This is a genomic window from Mycolicibacterium agri (assembly GCF_002553505.1).
GTDB classification, from domain to species: domain Bacteria; phylum Actinomycetota; class Actinomycetes; order Mycobacteriales; family Mycobacteriaceae; genus Mycobacterium; species Mycobacterium agri.
Map to the genome: position 1 here is coordinate 148,271 of NZ_PDCP01000003.1, position 17,413 is coordinate 165,683.

The window sequence follows — 17,413 nt, forward strand, 5'->3', positions numbered from 1 at the left end:
GGAGAAAACATGCGATTAGTGATGTACAGCGCACTGGAAGCACCCCGGCTGGGTGCAGTGTGTCAAAACAACGTTGTCGACCTCAACCGTGCCCACCACGCCTATCTGGCGGCGAGCGGCGACGACTGTGAAAGCCGTGATCTTGCTGACGCACTGGTACCTACCGACTCGTTGGAGTTTCTCAGGGGTGGACGCAGATCGGCTGAGGCGGCGACTACCACCCTCATGTGGGTTCTGGAGCAATTGCGCGCAGGCAATTTCCCCACCGGCGTGTGGGGTGAGAAGCTTGTTCAGCCGCTGAGTGGCGTCCGGCTCGCCGCGCCTGTGCTACGCCCACGCAAGATCGTCTGCGTAGGGCTCAACTATCGTGACCACGCCGAGGAACAGAACGCCAAGATTCCCAAGAACCCGATCTTGTTTGCCAAGTTCGATCGTTCGCTCATTGGGCACGGCGAGGACGTCGAATATCCTGCCGTCACGGAGCAACTCGACTACGAGGCCGAGCTGGCCATCGTCATCGGAAGATCGGGTCGACACATCCCGGTGGCTACCGCAATGGACCACGTGGCGGGGTACGCCGCATTCAATGACATCACGTCCCGGGACGTCCAATTCGCCGATAGACAGTGGTTGCGTGGCAAGATGGGCGATACCCACGCTCCGTTCGGTCCGTATCTGGTGACAGCCGACGAAGTCCCGAACCCAGGCGCGCTCAAAATCCGGCTGTGGCGAAATGACGAACTACTGCAGGATTCGTCTACGTCACAGTTGATCTTCGGAATCGCCGAGCTGATCGCGTTCACGTCCGCGTCGGTGACTCTGGAAACCGGTGATGTAATCGCCACCGGCACTCCCGGCGGTGTTGGGTTTGCCCGCAACCCGCCAGTCTTCCTGCAGGCAGGCGATTCGGTGCGCGTCGAGATCGACGAGGTCGGTGTTCTGGAAAACCGGATCGTCAAGCGGAGCTAGTGTCAATGCCCGCGTCCCGCAGGCCTTCTTGATATCGCCGGACCAAGTCGCGGTAGCACTGCACAAGTGCTCGCTGCGCTGGACCCCAATAATTGCTTTCCACCACGGTCACGAAACGAGCTGGCTCTTCCCTCAGGTCCTGGCCCGTTAGTCGACTCTCCACCCACTCGCGGTTGACTTCGGTGGTCAGAGCCACGGACGCTCGCTGAACCTTGTGTGTTCTCAGGTCGACGAGGACCACCATGCTCAGGTTCTCGTGCACATCACGGGTCGCGGTGCCCTTCGGCATCATCGAATGCCCGATGACGATCACCTCATGATCCACATTTCCTCCATCATCCCCGGACTGACTCTTATTCTGCATGTCGAGCTCGCCTGCGGAATGTTCGGTCGCCTTCAGCTGTCAGCGGGGGTGCAACAAGCTTCGCAGCGGCCGCACGGTGCGCTGGCGTAGTAGTCCGTCAATTGATGTCGAGCGGCGCTGCGGACGTATCCGACTTCGGTAGCGTGTTGAGCGTCCCAGAAGAGCTGGGTTGCAGGGTGACCTCGTAGCCGTCGGGCCGCCAGGATGTGCTCGAGGATCGCGCGCACCAAGCACCGTTCCATGCGGTGGCGCCGTATCAGTGGAATCGCTATGTGCCGTAGAAGGTTTGCATGCGCGTCGGGTTGATGGTCGGCTCCGACAAGGAGCGTCCTCGCGGCGAGCGACTGACCGGGCTGCTGGCCGACGGGCAAACAGCCGAGGCTCAAGGTTTCGCATCGTTCTGGATCCCGCAGGTGCCCGGCTATCTCGACGCGCTCACGGCCGTCGCGCTGCTCGGCCAGGTCACCGAACGCATCGAGATCGCAACGGCCGTCGTCCCCCTTCAGACGCGTCATCCGCTCATCCTCGCGCAGCAGGCGTTGACCACGCAGGCCGCGTGCGGCGGGCGGTTCACGCTCGGCGTCGGCCCGTCGCACCACTGGATCATCGGCGACCAACTCGGCCTGCCCTACGACAAGCCGGCCCGGCTGGTCCGCGACTACCTCGATGTCCTCGATGCGGCGTTTACTGGCCCCGGCACGGTGGCGGTCGACAACGAGCACTATCGGGTGCACAGCCCGATCGACGTCATCGATGTGGGCGAGATGCCGCTGCTGATCGCGGCGCTCGGACCGACGATGCTGCGGATCGCGGGCGAGCGGACGGCGGGCACCATTCTCTGGATGGCCGACGAGCGGGCGATCGCCGATTACGTGGTTCCGCGCATAACCGCAGCCGCAGATGCCGTGGGACGCTCCGGAATCCGTGTCGTGGCGGGCGTTCCAGTCGCACTGTGCGCACAAAGCGACGTCGACGACACCCGCGCCTACGCCAGCGAGGTGCTCGGGCATGCGGACTTCTCCCCTAATTACGTGCGGCTGCTCGAACACGGAGATGCCGACGACGTCGGCGACACGATGGCCGCAGGCGACGAGTCGGCAGTCATCGCCCGGCTGCGCCGGTACCGCGACGCGGGCGTCACCGATCTGGCGGTCCGCGTCGTCCCTCTCGGCGATGATGCGGAGCAGCGCAGAGCGTCGCGGCGGCGCACTCAGGAGTTCGTCGCGTCGCTGGTATCAGGGTTCGATAGTTAGACGCACGTTAACTATTTCCAAGCCCGAATTGGGCTGCTAGGGTCCGTTTGTGCCCAGAACCAGTGCGGTCGAAGCGCCTGACGGTAGTCAACGGCGGGCCACCTTCCAGCGGGCACGGTCGCACGAGACCAAGCGCGCGCTGGTGCAGGCCGCGATGGCGCTGTGGCGCACCAACGGCTACGCGAAGACGACCGTCGCCGACATCTGCCGGGCCGCAGGCGTCTCCCGCGCGCTGTTCTACTTCTACTTCCCCGCCAAGGAAGACGTGCTGTTCGAAGTGGGCCTGCTGTCCACCCGCGCCGCACGCAAGACCATCCACCAGCACCTGTCCGGCGACTACGACGTCGACGCCGTCATCGCCTCGGCGCTGCGCAGTCTGGAGCGTTCGATGGCCCGCAACCCGCGCGACCTGATCGTCGAGACGATCCTGGAGGGCTACCGCCAGGAGCAGCGCATCCTCGCCGGGGAGCGTGCCGCCGACCCCGACGCCGACATGTTCGGTGAACTGTTCGCAAGGGCCAAGGCCGACGGGAAACTGGCGGACAGCATCGACACCGACCACCTGTCGAGATTGGCCCAGATGCACGTCAGCGAAGGCGTGCGGCATTGGGCGCTAAGCGGTTTCGGCGATCGGTCGTTCGCCGAAGTGGTGGCCCGTGACATCGCCGCGTTGATCGCCGGATTCAACCACGGCGCGAAGTAGATCGAAGGAGACGAACGATGGCGTGGGACTTCGAAACCGACCCCGAGTACCAGAAGGTGCTCGACTGGGCCGACGAGTTCGTCCGCGAGGAGATCGAGCCCCTCGACCTGGCCTTCCCCAACCAGCAGTTCACTCCGCTGGACGACAACCGCCGCAAGGTCATCGACCCGCTCAAGGAGGAGGTCAGGCGCCGCGGGCTGTGGGCCACGCACCTGGGGCCGGAGTTGGGCGGACAGGGCTACGGGCAGCTCAAGCTGGCACTGCTCAACGAGATCCTCGGGCGGTCACAGTGGGCGCCGATCATATTCGGGTGCCAGGCGCCCGACACCGGCAACGCGGAGATCATCGCGCACTACGGCACCGAGGAGCAGAAGCAGAAGTACCTGCGGCCGCTGCTCGACGGCGAACTGTTCTCCTGCTACTCGATGACCGAACCGCATGCGGGTGCCGATCCGACGCTGTTCACGACACGAGCGGTGCGCGACGGCGACGACTGGGTGATCAACGGCTGGAAGTTCTTCTCGTCCAACGCTAGGACAGCGTCGTTCCTCATCGTGATGGTGGTGACGAATCCCGAAGTCAGCGCCTATCAAGGAATGTCAATGTTCCTGGTGCCGACCGACACACCGGGCGTGAAGATCGTCCGCAACCTCGGCCTGCACGGCGAGCCCGAGGGTGAGGGTTCGCACGCACTGATCCACTACGACAACGTGCGGGTGCCCGCCGATGCGCTGCTCGGTGGCGAGGGTCAGGCGTTCGTGATCGCGCAGACCCGGCTCGGCGGGGGCCGCATCCACCACGCGATGCGCACCATCGGGCTGGCCCGCGCCGCGCTCGACATGATGTGCGAGCGCGCACTCAGCCGCGAGACTCAGGGCAGCCGGCTGTCCGACAAGCAGTTCGTGCAAGGCTACATCGCCGACTCCTACGCCCAGCTATTGCAGTTCCGGCTGATGGTGCTCTACACCGCATGGGAGATCGACAAGTACAACGACTACAAGAAGGTCAGCAAGGACATCGCCGCGGTCAAGGTCGTGATGCCGGCGGTGCTGCACGACATCGCCTGGCGGGCAATGCAAGTGCACGGCGCGCTCGGCGTCACCGACGACATGCCGTTCATGGCGATGGTCACGGGCGCCGCGGTGATGGGCTTGGCCGACGGTCCGACCGAGGTGCACAAGGCCACCGTGGCCAAGCAGGTGCTGCGGGACTACCAGCCCAGCGGTGACACGTGGCCGACGGAGTGGATACCGCGTAAACGCGATGCGGCCAGGCAGAAGTTCGCCCAGTATCTCGAACACGAGGTGGGCAATCTGTGAGCGAGCCGGCCCTGGACACCGACCGCCTCGCCGATTGGATGGACGGCGCGGGGCTGCCCGGCAAGGGTGAGCCGCTGGACGCCGAATTCCTCTCCGGCGGTACGCAGAACGTGATCTTCAAGCTGCGCCGGGGCGACGACGCCTGTGTGCTGCGGATGCCACCGCGCGACGCCCCACCCGACCGGGACAACGGCATTCTGCGGGAGTGGCGCATCATCGAAGCGCTCGACGGCACCGATGTCCCGCATACCGCCGCCGTCGGTGTCTGCGAGGACGCGACCGTTCTGGGCCGTCCGTTCTACCTGATGGGTTTCGTCGACGGGTGGTCGCCGATGGATCTGCAACAGCGGCGCTGGCCCGCACCGTTCGACACGGACCTCGACGCCCGTAAGGACCTGGCGTACCAGTTGGCCGAGGGCATCGCGCTGTTGTCGAAAGTGGATTGGAAAGCCAAGGGGCTGCGCGACCTTGGCCGGCCGGACGGGTTTCACGAGCGCCAGGTCGATCGGTGGACCGGATTCTTCGCGCGCATCAAGGGCCGTGACATCGACGGCATGGACGTGGCCACCGAATGGCTGCGCTCCCGCCGCCCGCTCGACTACATCCCCGGCCTGATGCACGGCGACTACCAGTTCGCCAATGTGATGTATCGCCATGGCGCACCGGCTCGACTGGCGGCCATCGTCGACTGGGAGATGGGCACGGTCGGCGACCCGAAACTCGATCTCGGGTGGATGGTGCAGAGCTGGCCGGAAAGCGCGGACGCACCGTCGGCGATGAGCTATGTCGACATGCGCGGAATGCCCACGCGCGCCGAGGTGGTCGACCACTATGCCAAGGTGTCGGGTCGGCAGGTCGACGATCTGGACTATTACCTTGTGTTGGCGAAATGGAAGCTGGCGATCGTCCTCGAACAGGGCTTCCAGCGGGCGGGCGACAACGAGAAGCTGTTGGCGTACGGTCCAGTGATCGTCGACCTGATGCGCTCGGCGGCCGATCTCGCCGAGTCGAGCGACTACGCGTGATTCGCGCTGTGGTGTGCCCCGAATACGGGTCGCCCGAAGTCGTCCGGATCGAGGACCGGCCGTCGCCTCCGCTGGAGGCCGGACAGGTCAAAGTCCGCGTTGCGGCAGCGGCGGTGAACTATCCAGATGTCCTGCTGGTGGCGAATCGCTATCAGATCAGTGTGCCGCCGCCGTTCGTCGTCGGAAGCGAGTTCGCCGGCGAGATCATCGAAGTCAACTCCGCAACAGGAGAATTCGACGTCGGCGACCGGGTGGCAGGCGCCGCCCTGTTCGGCGCGTTCGCCGACGAGGTCGCGGTCCCCGCCGCGGCGTTGAGCCCGATCCCCGACGGCGTTGACGACCGCACCGCGGCGGCGTTCGGGGTGGCGCACCGCACCGCATATCACGCGCTGCGCTCGAGCGCCGGCCTGCGCGACGGTGACCGGCTGATCGTGCTCGGCGCGGGCGGTGGTGTGGGCCTGGCCGCGGTTCAACTCGGCGTTGCGCTGGGCGCCGATGTCACCGCTGTCGCCTCATCGGCCGAAAAGTTGGGCGTCGCCGACTCGTACGGCGCTCGTCGTGTTGTCAACCACCGTCACGGTGAGCTGCGCTCGGCGTTGCGGGAGGCGCTGCCCGACGGCGCCGACGTGGTCATCGATCCCGTCGGTGGCGATTTGTCCGAGCCCGCGCTGCGATCGCTGCGGCGCGGCGGGCGCTTCGTCACCGTCGGCTTCGCATCCGGCGTGATTCCGCGCATCCCGCTCAACCTCGTCCTGGTCAAGGGTGTGCAGGTGGTGGGCTTTCAGTTCCAGGACGTCGCACCCGACGAATTCGCCCGCAACGAACCGGAATTGCGCGAGCTGCTCACCACCGGGAAGGTCAGGCCCCACATCGGGGCGGTCTTCCCTCTGTCGGAGACGTCGAGCGCCCTGCGGCACGTGGCCGACGGGAAGGCGGTCGGCAAGGTCGTGATCGACCTCAGTTAGACCTCAACTGGACGTCAGGTGGACGTCAGCTGGCAGGGATGAGATCGGCGGCGACAGAAGGCTTCACCATCACACCGCAGCGGAATGTCTCCGTCGTCGACACCGGCCAGGTGTCCGACGCGGCGGCCAGCGCCTGAGACTTGAACGCGCGTGCTGCCGCGGTGAGGCGGTGCTGAACCGGTCCCACGCTGTCGTCGAGTTCGGCAGGCCAGTGCTCGCCCCACAGCGTCACTTCGGTCATCCCCTGCTCGAGCGCACCTAACACACCGCGACGTACCCGCTCGTCGGTTTCGAACAGGTCGGCCGCGACGGCCACCGTCTGCGGGTGGGGTCGTTCCGCCCACAACGCAAGCGCCGACTCCAAATCGCCTGTGTCGACACCCAATATCTGCAGCGGCCGCTGGTCGCTGCCGTCGACGAGCAGCGCCGTGACGTCCCATCCGGCCATCACCCGGTCGCACATCCAGCCACCGGCGAACCTGACCGCATCGGCGACGTTGGCCGCCACCACGTCGAGCCGGTACCTCATGTCGGGCTCCCGGCTGCCAACTCGCGACCCAACGACTCCGCGTAGCCCTTGAACACCTCGGCCATGGGTATTGATGGATCGAGTAACCATAGGGTCTCCATTCCGTTGATGAACGCGAGGATCTCGACGGCCTTGGTGGCCGCGTCACAGTCCGGGCGGTACTTTCCGAGGCGCTGACCGCGCTCGATGAGTTCGCTGAGAATGTCGATGGCGGCGCGATACCGCTTGTGCAGTCGGTCGTGCAGTGGCGCGTCGGGCGCGATGTTCTCCACCAGCAGCACGGTGAACGTGCCGACGAGTTCGGGTGCCCGCTTCATCCGCTCCGGGACCCGCTTCAGTTCGGTGATCAGGTCGCCCGACCGGTAGTCGGCGTTGGCGGCATCGTCGGCGTCGCGGGCGTCGAGCACCGCGTTGAGCAATTGCTCCTTCGACTCGAAGTGGTGCAGCAGGCCGGCCGGCGTGACACCGGCCTCCTTGGCGATCTGCGCCAGCGAGGTGCTGCGCCAGCCGTTGCGCGCCAGCAGGCGCTCGGCCACGCTCAGAATCCGCTGCCTGCGGTCCTCACCCTTGGCGAGGAGCGTCGCATAGGGCCGCTCACGCTCGCGCGGTTCCGTCACCGATCTCCTTTGATCAACCAACCTAGTGAACACACAGTAGGTAGGTTCGGACGCTGTGACAAGGGTCTCACCGAAAAAGCTATTCAGACGCAGGTCACACCGTATTTCTGGGGGGCCACCACAACTGCGCCGAGTACATGGGGAGTCCGCGTGAAGCTCGTGCGTCCTATGACGGGCGGCCTTTCGACGTGGTGCACAGGTTGGGTACGACGCGCGTCGGCGAGGGGCACGCGGTGTGCGACGACCCTCGCGCTCGCCCGGGTATGAGCGCCGCGGAGACTATGCGCCGTGGATCATCGAGGAAGTGAAACCCGAACTGGCGTAGGCGCTTACAAGCCGAGCGACTTGGCGATGATCACCTTCATCACCTCGCTGGTGCCCGCATAGATGCGGGCCACCCTGGCGTCGGTGTAGAGCCGGGCGATCGGATACTCCATCATGTAGCCGTAGCCGCCGAACAGTTGTAGGCATCGGTCGACGACGCGTTGCTGCATCTCGGTGCAGAACAACTTCACGCGTGCCGCGTCGGCGCCGGTCAGCTCGCCGTCGACATGCAGCGCGACGGCCCGATCCAGCATCGCCTGGGCGGCTTCCACCTCGGTCGAGCATGCGGCCAATTCGAACTTGGTGTTCTGAAACGACGCGACCGGTGTTCCGAAAGCCTTGCGGTCCTTGGTGTAGTCGATGGCCGCTGCGATCGCCGAGCGCGCCTGGGCGACCGATCCGACCGCGACGGTGAGGCGCTCCTGCGGCAGGTTGTGGCCGAGGTAGCTGAACGCCTCACCCTCCTCCCCCAGCCGGTTGGCGACCGGCACACGCACGTCGGTGAACGACAATTCGGCGGTGTCCTGCACCTTGCAGCCCATCTTGTCCAACTCGCGGCCGCGGACGAACCCCGGCATTCCGTCCTCGACGACCAGCAGCGTGAGCCCGCGTCGACGGTTGTCCGGGTCGGTGGACGTGCGCGCGACAACGATGACGAGGTCGGCCTGCATCCCGCCGGTGATAAAGGTTTTCGCGCCGTTGACGATGTAGTGGTCGCCGTCTCGCACCGCGGTGGTGCGCACGCCTGCGAGGTCCGATCCGGTGCCGGGCTCGGTCATCGCGATCGCGGTGAGCAGTCGGCCCGCGGCCAAACCGGGGAACCATCGCGCACGCTGTTCCTCGTTCGCGTAGCGCAGGAAGTACGGCAGGATCACTTCCAGCTGGGTGCGCACCGTGGACAGCGTGACAAGCGCCTTGGCCGCCTCTTCCTGCATGACGACGTTGAAGCGGTAGTCGGCGATGCCGGCACCGCCGTATTCCTCCGGTATGGCCATCCCGAGCATGCCGAGCGAACCCATCTGCTCGAACACCTCGCGCGGCATCCTGCCGGCCTTCTCCCACTGCGGGTAGTGCGGTGCGACTTCCTTTTCCACGAAGTCACGGCACAACTCGCGGAACGCCTCGTGGTCTTCGGTGAAGAGGTTGCGACGCACGCGGCGTCCTCCCGTCTGCTCGAGTCCGTCGTCAGTCGATGAGCTCCACAACGGTGGCGTTGGCCGTGCCGCCGCCCTCGCACATGGTCTGAAGCCCGTAGCGAATACGGTTGTCCCGCATGTGATTCAGCATCCGCGTCATCAGCACCGCACCGGACGCGCCGAGCGGGTGCCCGAGCGCGATTGCGCCGCCGAGCGGGTTGAGGCGCTTCTCGTCGGCGCCGGTCTCCTCCAGCCACGCCAGCGGCACCGGGGCGAAGGCCTCGTTGACCTCGAACACGCCGACGTCGTCGATGGTCAGGCCCGCCTTGCGAAGGACTTTCTCGGTGGCCGGAATGGGACCGGTGAGCATCAGCACAGGGTCAGCGCCAGTGACGGCACCGGCGCGGTATCGGGCGATCGGGTTGAGCCCCATCGTCACCGCGTTCTCGGCCGTCGTCACGAGCAGCGCCGCTGCGCCGTCGGAGATCTGCGATGAGTTGCCGGCGTGGATAACGCCGTCCTGTTTGAAGGCGGGCTTGAGCCCGGCGAGTTTCTCGACGCTGGTGCCCCGGCGCACCCCCTCGTCGGAGACGACGGGCTCACCGCCGGTGAACACCGGGATCATCTGGGATTCGAAGGCCCCGCAGTCCTGTGCGGCGGCGGCGCGCTCGTGCGACACCACCGAGTACTCGTCGAGTCGGGTGCGGGAGAACCCCCACTTCTCCGCGATCATCTCCGCCGAGATCCCCTGGTTGAACGAGAAATCGCCGTAGCGGGCAAGCACTTTCGGCCCGTACGGCTGCCCGGTGGCGCGGGCGGCGCCGAGCGGTACGCGACTCATCACCTCAACACCGCCGGCGACGACGACATCCTGCTGACCCGACATCACCGCCTGGACAGCGAAGTCGAGGGCCTGCTGGCTCGATCCGCAGGCACGGTTGACCGTGGTGCCGGGTATCCGCTCGGGCCACCCCGCCGCCAGCACCGAGTAGCGTCCGATGTTGCTCGACTGGTCGCCGACCTGCGACACGCATCCCCAGATGACGTCGTCGATGATCTCCGGGTCGACGCCGGCGCGCTCCACGAGCGCGGTCAGCACGAGGGCGGACAGATCGGCGGCGTGCATTTCGGACAGTCCGCCGTTGCGCTTGCCGACCGGCGTGCGAACCGCTTCGACGATGACCGTTTCACGCATGTGTCGTCTCCATTTCCTCACAAGCGGTAGGCCGGACCGATGGCGCCCTGCTCACGCAGGTCGGCGATCTCGTCTCGGTCGAGGCCGAGTTCGACGAGGACGGCGTCGGTGTGCTGTCCCAGACCGGGCACCGCCCCCATCGGCGGATCGTATCCGGCGATGACCGGCGGCGGCAGCAGCGCGGTGATCGGGCCCTTTTCGGTGTCCACCGTGCGCCAGCGGTCACGCGCCTTCAGATGTGGGTGCTCGATCACCTCGCTGGGCACGTTGTAGCGCGAGTTGCCGATGCCCGCGTCGTCGGCGACCGTCTGTATGTACGCCAGATCGTGCTGCGCGCACCACTTTCCAATCGCATCATCGAGGATCTCCCGGTGCGCGCACCGGCCGCTGTTGGTGGCAAGTCGTGGATCGTCGGCGAGGTCGGGCCGGTCGATGATCTCCCTCGCCAGCCGCTGCCACTCCCGGTCGTTCGTGGTGCCGAGCACGACGGTCTGCCCGTCGCCCGTCGGATACACGCCGTACGGCGCCACCGCAGGTGAGCTCATTCCGAGCGGCTGCTGATCGACGCCGGTGTGCTGCGTGTAGGTCAGTTGGTAGCCCATGACGTCGGTGAGGACGTCGAACAGGCTCAACGCGACCGCGGGGGCAGGGCCCTCACGGCGATTGCGGGCGAACAACAACGCCAAGATCGACAATGCTGCGTACAGCCCCGTGGTGAAATCGGCCATCGCCGGCCCCGGCTTGGCGGGCATGTTCGGATAGCCGGTCACCGCGCACGACCCGCCTTCGGCCTGGACCAGCAGATCGTAGGCGCGTTTGTGCGAGATGGGGCCGCCAGGGCCGTAGCCGTCGATCTCGACGGGGATCACGTTCGGATGCGATACGGCGAGATCGGCGGGCGAAAGTCCCAGGCGCGCTGTCGATCCCGGAGCCAGGTTGGAGACCAGCGCGTCGGCGCGGTCGAGAAGCCGGTGCAGGATGTCCATGCCAGCGGGCGACTTCAGGTTCAGCGTGACCGATTCCTTGCCGCGGTTGGCCCAGACGAAGTGCGCCGCCAAACCGTCGGGGCCGTTGACGACGTCGTCGTAATCACGCGCGAAGTCGCCGCCGTTGGGATTCTCCACTTTGATGATTCGTGCGCCGAAGTCGGCGAGCACGCGAGTGCACATCGGGGCGGCGACGGCCTGCTCCATCGCCACCACGGTGATACCCGCCAGCGGTGGATTGCTCTGCGTCACATCACCATTCCGCCGTCTACCGGCAGCACCTGCCCGGTGATGTAGGACGCCGCATCAGACGCCATGAACACGAACGCCCCCGCGATCTCCTCCGGGGCGGCCCAGCGTTTCATCGGGATGCGGTTCATCATGTTGGCGGCGAACTTCTCGTTCGTCCTGATGGTCTCGGTCATCGGGGTGGCCGCCAGCGGCGCCAGCGCATTCACCATGATGTTTTTGGTCGCCAGTTCGCGGGCAAGCGATTTGGTGAACCCGATGATGCCCGCCTTGGCTGCGGAGTAGTTGACCTGACCGAGCGTTCCGGTGAGCCCGGCCGCCGAGGTCACGTTGACGATCCGCCCGGTGCCGTCGGTCGGGATGTGCGGCAGCGCGGCCTGGGTGACGTTGAACGCGCCCATGACGTGGATGTCGAACAGCAGGCGGAAGGACTCCTGCGTCGTCTTCTCGAACATCGCCGGCTTCGTGACACCCGCATTGTTGATGACGATGTGCAGTGCGCCGTCGGTCAAGGCCGCCGCCTGCGCCGCAGCGGCATCGGCGGACTCGCGGTCGGCGACATCGAGCGCGGCCGACTCGACCCGCCGACCGTCGGCGGAAATCTGCTGCGCGACCGCGGCGGCGGCGTCTTTGTCGATGTCGGTGACCAGCACGGCCGCACCGGCTTCGGCGAGCGCCGCCGAAACCGCTGAGCCGATACCGCCCGCGGCGCCGGTCACCAGCGCCGAACGGCCAGTCAGATCGAAATACCTACTGGGCATCAATAGCTCCTCGGCATGCCAAGAACGTGCTCGCCGAGGAAGTTGAGGATCATCTCCTGGCTGACAGGCGCGATCTTCATCAACCTCGACTCACGGAAGTAACGGGAGACGTTGTATTCCTCGGAGTATCCCATGCCGCCGTGCAGCTGCAGGGCGCGGTCGGCGGCGGCGAAACCGGCGTCGGCACACAGATATTTGGCCGTATTGGCTTCGCGCCCACAGGGTTTTCCGTTGTCGTAGAGCCACGTCGCCTTGCGCAGCACCAGCTCTGCGGCGTCGAGCCGTGCCAGCGAGTCGGCCAGCGGGAACTGCAGCCCCTGATTCATGCCGATGGGCCGGTTGAACACCACGCGCTCGTTGCCGTATTTGACGGCCTTCTCCAGAGCGACCCTGCCGATACCCAACGCCTCGGCGGCGATCAGCATCCGCTCGGGGTTGAGCCCGTCGAGGATGTACTTGAAGCCCTTGCCTTCGTCGCCGACACGGTCGGTGACCGGCACCATCAGGTCGTCGATGAACACCTCGTTGGAGCTCACCGCGTTGCGGCCCATCTTGTTGATCGGCCGGATGTCGACGTGGTCGCGATCCAGGTCGGTCAGAAACAGCGTCATGCCGTCGGTCTTCTTGGTCACCTCGTCGTACGGGGTGGTGCGCGTCAGCAGCAGGATCTTCTCCGACTCCAACGCCTTGGAGATCCACACCTTGCGCCCGTTGACGCGGTAGTGGTCGCCCTCTCGCTTGGCGAACGTGGTGATACGCGAAGTGTCCAGTCCGGCACCGGGTTCGGTGACGCCGAAGCAGACGTGAAGGTCACCGTTGACGATCCGGGGCAGCGTCGCCTTCTTGAGTTCCTCGCTGCCGTGCTTGACGACGGGCTGCATGCCGAAGATCGACAGATGGATGGCGCTGGCGGCGTTCATCGCGCCGCCGGAGCGGGCGACTTCCTCGAGCAGCAGGGTCGCTTCGGTGATGCCGAGGCCATGGCCGCCGTACTCCTCGGGGATGGTCATGCCCAACCAGCCGCCCTTGGCGATGGCGTCGTAGAACTCCTGCGGGAATTCGTGCGCCTGGTCCTTCTGCATCCAGTAGTGGTCGTCGAACTTGCCCGCCAGCTCGGCGACCGACTTGCGGATCAGCTCCTGATCCTCGGTCAGCTCGAAACTCATCCCGCCCGACACAGCGTCATCTCCTTCATATCGCGCAGATCAACGCGCCGGTGCGGGAACGGTTCTCGCACCGGCGCACTCCCTCGACCAGCCGCGCGAGCGACTTAATCCGACCTAATCCTTGTTGCCGGTCAACTCCTTGGCGCTGGCGGCGAAGTCCGCGAAGTTGGCGCCGGTCTTGTCCTTCTTGGACAGCGCCCGGATGGAGACATCGTGGTCGCCGGCCGCCTTGCGCAAGGCGCCGACGGTGGCCTGTTCGCGGGTGATGTGGGTGAACGGGTCCCAGTGATACCAGCGCATGGCGTTCTCGAACGTCATCTTGTTGATGTCGTCGTCGGCCACGTTGTTGGCCTTGAGCACCGCGTCGAGCTCCTCCGGCGCATTCGGCCACATCGAGTCGCTGTGCGGGTAATCGGCTTCCCAGCAGATGTTGTCGATGCCGATATCGTGGCGCAGCGCGACGCCGACGGGATCGGAGATGAAGCAGGTCAGGAAGTGGTCGCGGAACACCTCCGACGGCTTCTTCTTACCGAAATCCTGGCCGGTCCACGTCGAATGCATCTCATAGGTGCGGTCGGCGCGCTCCAGGAAGTACGGAATCCAGCCGGTGCCGCCCTCCGACAGGGCGATCTTGAGGTCGGGATACTTCTTGATCGGCTTGGACCACAACAGATCCGCCGCCGCCTGCACGATGTTCATCGGCTGCAGCGTGATCATGACGTCCATCGGCGCGTCCGGCGCGGTGATCGCCAGCCGGCCCGAGGAACCGATGTGCACGTTCATCACGGTGTCGGTGTCCACCAGCGCTTTCCACAGCGGATCCCAGTAGTCGTCGTGGAAGCTGGGATAGCCCATCGCGGCCGGGTTCTCGGTGAAGGTCAGTGCGTGCACACCGCGTTTGGCGTTGCGACGCACCTCCTTGGCGCAGGCCTCGGCGTCCCAGATCACCGGCAGGCACATCGGGATGAAGCGGGCCGGATACTCCCCACACCATTCCTCGACGTGCCAGTCGTTGTAGGCCTGCAGCAGGGCCAGCGAGAACTCGGGGTCTTCGGTGGCGAAGAGTCGACCGGCGAAACCTGGGAACGACGGGAAGCAGATCGACCCCAGGATGCCGCCCGCGTTCATGTCCTTGATGCGTTCGTCGACCTTGTAGCAGCCAGGCCGGATCTCATCCAGCCCCTGCGGCTCCAGGCCGTACTCTTCCTTCGGCCGACCGGCCACCGCGTTCAGCGCAACGTTGGGAATCACCACGTCCCGGAATTGCCAGGTGTCCGAGCCGTCGGGGTTGTGCACCAGCCGTGGCGCGTCGTCGAGGTACTTCTTCGGCAGGTGATTTTCGAACATGTCCGGCGGTTCGACGATGTGATCATCGACGCTGATCAGGATCATGTCGTCTTTGTTCATGGGACTCCCTTCCCTCTACGCCTCACCGTAGTCTCCACGCTGTTCTCTATCTAGGGAAACTATCTTCTCGTAGTAAGAGAATCAATGTCCGAAGCCGGTTTGCCAACGATATCGCAGGTGGGCAGTCGGCTTCGGTTGTGTTGCTGGTCACCGCCCATTGACCGTTGAGACAAAACATGGAAATGTATTAGTCGGAAATGAGAACATGATTCTCACACCCGAGAGGACACCGAGAGGAGAGGCCCCGTGCGAGTGCCCCCGCTGCCCGCGGACCAGTGGGACGACGCCGTCGATCGGGCGCTCGCCGTCATGCTCCCCGAAGAGCGGCGCAACCCCGACAATGCGAGCAACATCCTCTCCACCTTCGTCAACCACCCGGCCTTGACGAAGGAGTTCCTCCGCTTCAACGTGCACCTGCTCTTCAACTCGACGCTGCCGCCCAGGCTGCGCGAGCTAGCCATCCTGCGGGTCGCGCACCGCACCGATTCGCAGTACGAGTGGGTGCAGCACGTCAGAATGGGCATGGCCGAGGGTCTCACCGAAGACGACATCGCAGGCGTGCAACGCGGCGAGGCCTCCGACCCGTTCGACCGCACGGTGCTGGCGGCCGTCGACGAGCTTCTCGACAAATACGAACTGTCCGATGCGACGTGGTCGGCGCTCGGCGAGCGATTCGACACCCGGCAGCGGATGGACTTCGTCTTCACGGTCGGCTGCTACGTCACCGTGTCCATGGCTTTGAAAACCTTCGGCGTTGAGCTCGAACAGGAGAGGTAACCAACGTGGCATTCTTCCCGAAACCAGCCGCTGGCAGCTGGACCGAGAACTGGCCGGAGCTCGGCACCGCCCCGGTCGACTACACCGACTCGGTCGATCCCCAACAGTGGACACTCGAACAGCAGGCCATCTTCCGCAGGTGCTGGCTGAATGTCGGCCGCGTGGAACGACTTCCACGCAAGGGCAGCTACTTCACCAAGGAGATGCCCTCGGCCGGAGAAGGCACTTCGGTGATCATCGTCAGGGGCACCGACAACGAGATCCGCGCCTTCTACAACATGTGCCGTCACCGCGGGAACAAGCTGGTGTGGAATGACTATCCGGGCGAAGAGGTGTCGGGCACCTGCAGGCAGTTCACCTGCAAATACCACGCCTGGCGCTACTCCCTCAAGGGGGATCTCACCTTCGTGCAGCAGGAAGGCGAGTTCTTCAACCTCGACAAGAACGACTACGGGCTCGTCCCCGTGCGCTGCGACGTCTGGGAAGGCTTCATCTTCATCAACTTCGACAACGACGCCGAACCGCTGATCGACTACCTCGGCGAGTTCGCGAAGGGGCTCGAGGGTTATCCGTTCCATGAGATGACCGAAACCTACTCGTACCGAGCCGAAGTCAACGCGAACTGGAAACTGTTCATCGACGCGTTCGTCGAGTTCTACCACGCGCCGGTCCTGCACATGAAGCAGGCGGTGAAGGAAGAGGCCGAGAAGCTGGCCAGCTACGGGTTCGAGGCGCTGCACTACGACATCAAGGGCAAGCACTCGATGATCTCGTCGTGGGGCGGGATGGCGCCGCCCAAGGACATCAATATGGTCAAGCCCATCGAACGCGTGCTGCACAGCGGGTTGTTCGGGCCGTGGGATCGCCCCAAGATCAAGGGCATCCTGCCCGATGAGCTGCCGCCCGCGGTCAACCCGTCGCGCCACCACGCCTGGGGCCAGGACTCGTTCGAGTTCTTCCCGAACTTCACGCTGCTGCTGTGGGCGCCGGGCTGGTATCTGACCTATCACTACTGGCCGACCGATGTGGACAAGCACATCTTCGAATGCACGCTGTACTTCGTGCCGGCCACCAACACCCGCGAGCGGCTCGCGCACGAGCTGGCGGCGGTGACGTTCAAGGAGTACGCGTTCCAGGATGCGAATACCCTTGAGGCCACCCACACGATGATCAAAACCGGTGTGGTCAAGGAATTCCCGCTGTGCGACCAGGAGATCCTGCTGCGCCATCTGCACAAGACAGCGTGGGACTACGTCAACGCGTACAAGAAGGAGAAGGGTCTGGACAACGGCGCGGGTAACGGCCAATCCGCCGCCACGAGCAAGAGGGACAGCGTCAATGCCTAAGTTGCCTCCCGAATTCGCCGATCTGGAGCGGTTCACCGACTGGTGCCTGCCCACCGAGGAAGAGCGCTACCAGAAGCGGCTGTCGTCGACCATGGAAGAGATGCAGGAGTTCTATGACGCCGCGATGCCCCGGCTCGAGGCCGTCATGGAGTACTGCGACGCCCGGTTCCCGCTGGACGGGATGCCGGACGACGCCAAGGCACTCATCCACATGATGCAGTCGCTGGTCAACGTGTCGTTCCCAGTCGAGGTGTGGAAGCAGCCGCGCGTCATCGACAGCGGCGCCACATACATCACCTGCATCGGGGAGCCGGTGGTCTAG

Annotated in this window: 18 protein-coding genes and 1 pseudogene; 10 read left to right on the forward strand and 9 right to left on the reverse strand. The window is 65.1% G+C overall.

From position 1 onward, the window contains the following. Positions 1-9 precede the first annotated feature (9 nt). On the forward strand, positions 10-969 hold the full coding sequence (locus CQY20_RS02975) for a fumarylacetoacetate hydrolase family protein (RefSeq protein WP_097938162.1): 960 nt from the start codon (positions 10-12) through the stop codon (positions 967-969). Here CQY20_RS02975 and CQY20_RS02980 read toward each other — a convergent pair. Beyond that, positions 956-1,294, reverse strand: a complete 339-nt coding sequence (locus tag CQY20_RS02980) for a DUF3870 domain-containing protein (RefSeq protein ID WP_163700681.1) — start codon at positions 1,292-1,294, stop codon at positions 956-958. The two genes, CQY20_RS02975 and CQY20_RS02980, sit on opposite strands and share 14 nt — an antisense overlap. Positions 1,295-1,623: 329 nt before the next feature. Here CQY20_RS02980 and CQY20_RS02985 point away from each other — a divergent pair, with 329 nt between their 5' ends. The 5 genes from CQY20_RS02985 to CQY20_RS03005 are packed head-to-tail and all read left to right on the forward strand — an operon-like array spanning position 1,624 to position 6,598. Then, a complete protein-coding gene (locus tag CQY20_RS02985) occupies positions 1,624-2,586 on the forward strand; it encodes a TIGR03564 family F420-dependent LLM class oxidoreductase (RefSeq protein ID WP_097938164.1) in 963 nt (320 codons plus the stop codon). Positions 2,587-2,635: 49 nt separating this feature from the next. Further along, complete coding sequence (locus tag CQY20_RS02990; RefSeq protein ID WP_174814667.1) at positions 2,636-3,289, forward strand: TetR/AcrR family transcriptional regulator; 654 nt, start codon at positions 2,636-2,638, stop codon at positions 3,287-3,289. Between the two features lie 17 nt (positions 3,290-3,306). After that, complete coding sequence (locus CQY20_RS02995; protein ID WP_097938165.1) at positions 3,307-4,608, forward strand: acyl-CoA dehydrogenase family protein; 1,302 nt, start codon at positions 3,307-3,309, stop codon at positions 4,606-4,608. Positions 4,609-4,646: 38 nt separating this feature from the next. Next, positions 4,647-5,633 carry a phosphotransferase family protein gene (locus CQY20_RS03000; RefSeq protein WP_371871097.1) on the forward strand — a complete coding sequence of 329 codons (987 nt, stop codon included), beginning with the start codon at positions 4,647-4,649 and terminating at the stop codon, positions 5,631-5,633. Then, positions 5,633-6,598: an NADPH:quinone oxidoreductase family protein gene (locus tag CQY20_RS03005; protein WP_097938238.1), complete on the forward strand. Its 966-nt coding sequence runs from the start codon at positions 5,633-5,635 to the stop codon at positions 6,596-6,598. The genes CQY20_RS03000 and CQY20_RS03005 overlap by 1 nt, the downstream gene beginning before the upstream one ends. A 25-nt stretch (positions 6,599-6,623) precedes the next feature. Here the strand turns inward: CQY20_RS03005 and CQY20_RS03010 are convergent, their stop codons facing one another. Both CQY20_RS03010 and CQY20_RS03015 read right to left on the reverse strand, forming a co-directional pair. Further along, positions 6,624-7,127 carry a hypothetical protein gene (locus CQY20_RS03010; RefSeq protein WP_097938167.1) on the reverse strand — a complete coding sequence of 168 codons (504 nt, stop codon included), beginning with the start codon at positions 7,125-7,127 and terminating at the stop codon, positions 6,624-6,626. After that, complete coding sequence (locus CQY20_RS03015) at positions 7,124-7,744, reverse strand: TetR/AcrR family transcriptional regulator (protein WP_234816071.1); 621 nt, start codon at positions 7,742-7,744, stop codon at positions 7,124-7,126. Before CQY20_RS03015 ends, CQY20_RS03010 begins: the two co-directional genes overlap by 4 nt. Positions 7,745-7,908: 164 nt before the next feature. Here CQY20_RS03015 and CQY20_RS35355 point away from each other — a divergent pair. Beyond that, positions 7,909-8,034, forward strand: a pseudogene (locus CQY20_RS35355) (TIGR03619 family F420-dependent LLM class oxidoreductase); the annotation flags it as partial. A gap of 39 nt (positions 8,035-8,073) precedes the next feature. Here CQY20_RS35355 and CQY20_RS03025 read toward each other — a convergent pair. The 6 genes from CQY20_RS03025 to CQY20_RS03050 form a co-directional block, all read right to left on the reverse strand. Further along, on the reverse strand, positions 8,074-9,222 hold the full coding sequence (locus CQY20_RS03025) for an acyl-CoA dehydrogenase family protein (protein WP_097938169.1): 1,149 nt from the start codon (positions 9,220-9,222) through the stop codon (positions 8,074-8,076). A gap of 31 nt (positions 9,223-9,253) precedes the next feature. Next, positions 9,254-10,399 (reverse strand): thiolase family protein, encoded by a 1,146-nt coding sequence (locus tag CQY20_RS03030; protein ID WP_097938170.1) that lies wholly within the window; start codon positions 10,397-10,399, stop codon positions 9,254-9,256. 17 nt (positions 10,400-10,416) lie between these two features. Beyond that, positions 10,417-11,637, reverse strand: a complete 1,221-nt coding sequence (locus CQY20_RS03035) for a CaiB/BaiF CoA transferase family protein (RefSeq protein WP_272938792.1) — start codon at positions 11,635-11,637, stop codon at positions 10,417-10,419. Beyond that, complete coding sequence (locus CQY20_RS03040; protein WP_097938171.1) at positions 11,634-12,395, reverse strand: SDR family NAD(P)-dependent oxidoreductase; 762 nt, start codon at positions 12,393-12,395, stop codon at positions 11,634-11,636. Before CQY20_RS03040 ends, CQY20_RS03035 begins: the two co-directional genes overlap by 4 nt. Next, positions 12,395-13,561, reverse strand: coding sequence for an acyl-CoA dehydrogenase family protein (locus CQY20_RS03045; protein WP_097938240.1), 1,167 nt, complete (start codon positions 13,559-13,561; stop codon positions 12,395-12,397). Before CQY20_RS03045 ends, CQY20_RS03040 begins: the two co-directional genes overlap by 1 nt. A 114-nt stretch (positions 13,562-13,675) precedes the next feature. After that, positions 13,676-14,968 (reverse strand): amidohydrolase family protein, encoded by a 1,293-nt coding sequence (locus CQY20_RS03050; protein WP_097938172.1) that lies wholly within the window; start codon positions 14,966-14,968, stop codon positions 13,676-13,678. A gap of 246 nt (positions 14,969-15,214) precedes the next feature. Between CQY20_RS03050 and CQY20_RS03055 the strand changes: the two genes are divergently transcribed. Genes CQY20_RS03055 through CQY20_RS03065 form a run of 3 tightly spaced genes read left to right on the forward strand, consistent with a single transcriptional unit; the run spans position 15,215 to position 17,413 of the window. Beyond that, a complete protein-coding gene (locus CQY20_RS03055; RefSeq protein WP_097938173.1) occupies positions 15,215-15,745 on the forward strand; it encodes a carboxymuconolactone decarboxylase family protein in 531 nt (176 codons plus the stop codon). Positions 15,746-15,750: 5 nt separating this feature from the next. Then, positions 15,751-17,091, forward strand: a complete 1,341-nt coding sequence (locus tag CQY20_RS03060) for an aromatic ring-hydroxylating oxygenase subunit alpha (protein WP_097938174.1) — start codon at positions 15,751-15,753, stop codon at positions 17,089-17,091. Then, complete coding sequence (locus CQY20_RS03065) at positions 17,084-17,413, forward strand: hypothetical protein (protein ID WP_097938175.1); 330 nt, start codon at positions 17,084-17,086, stop codon at positions 17,411-17,413. Before CQY20_RS03060 ends, CQY20_RS03065 begins: the two co-directional genes overlap by 8 nt.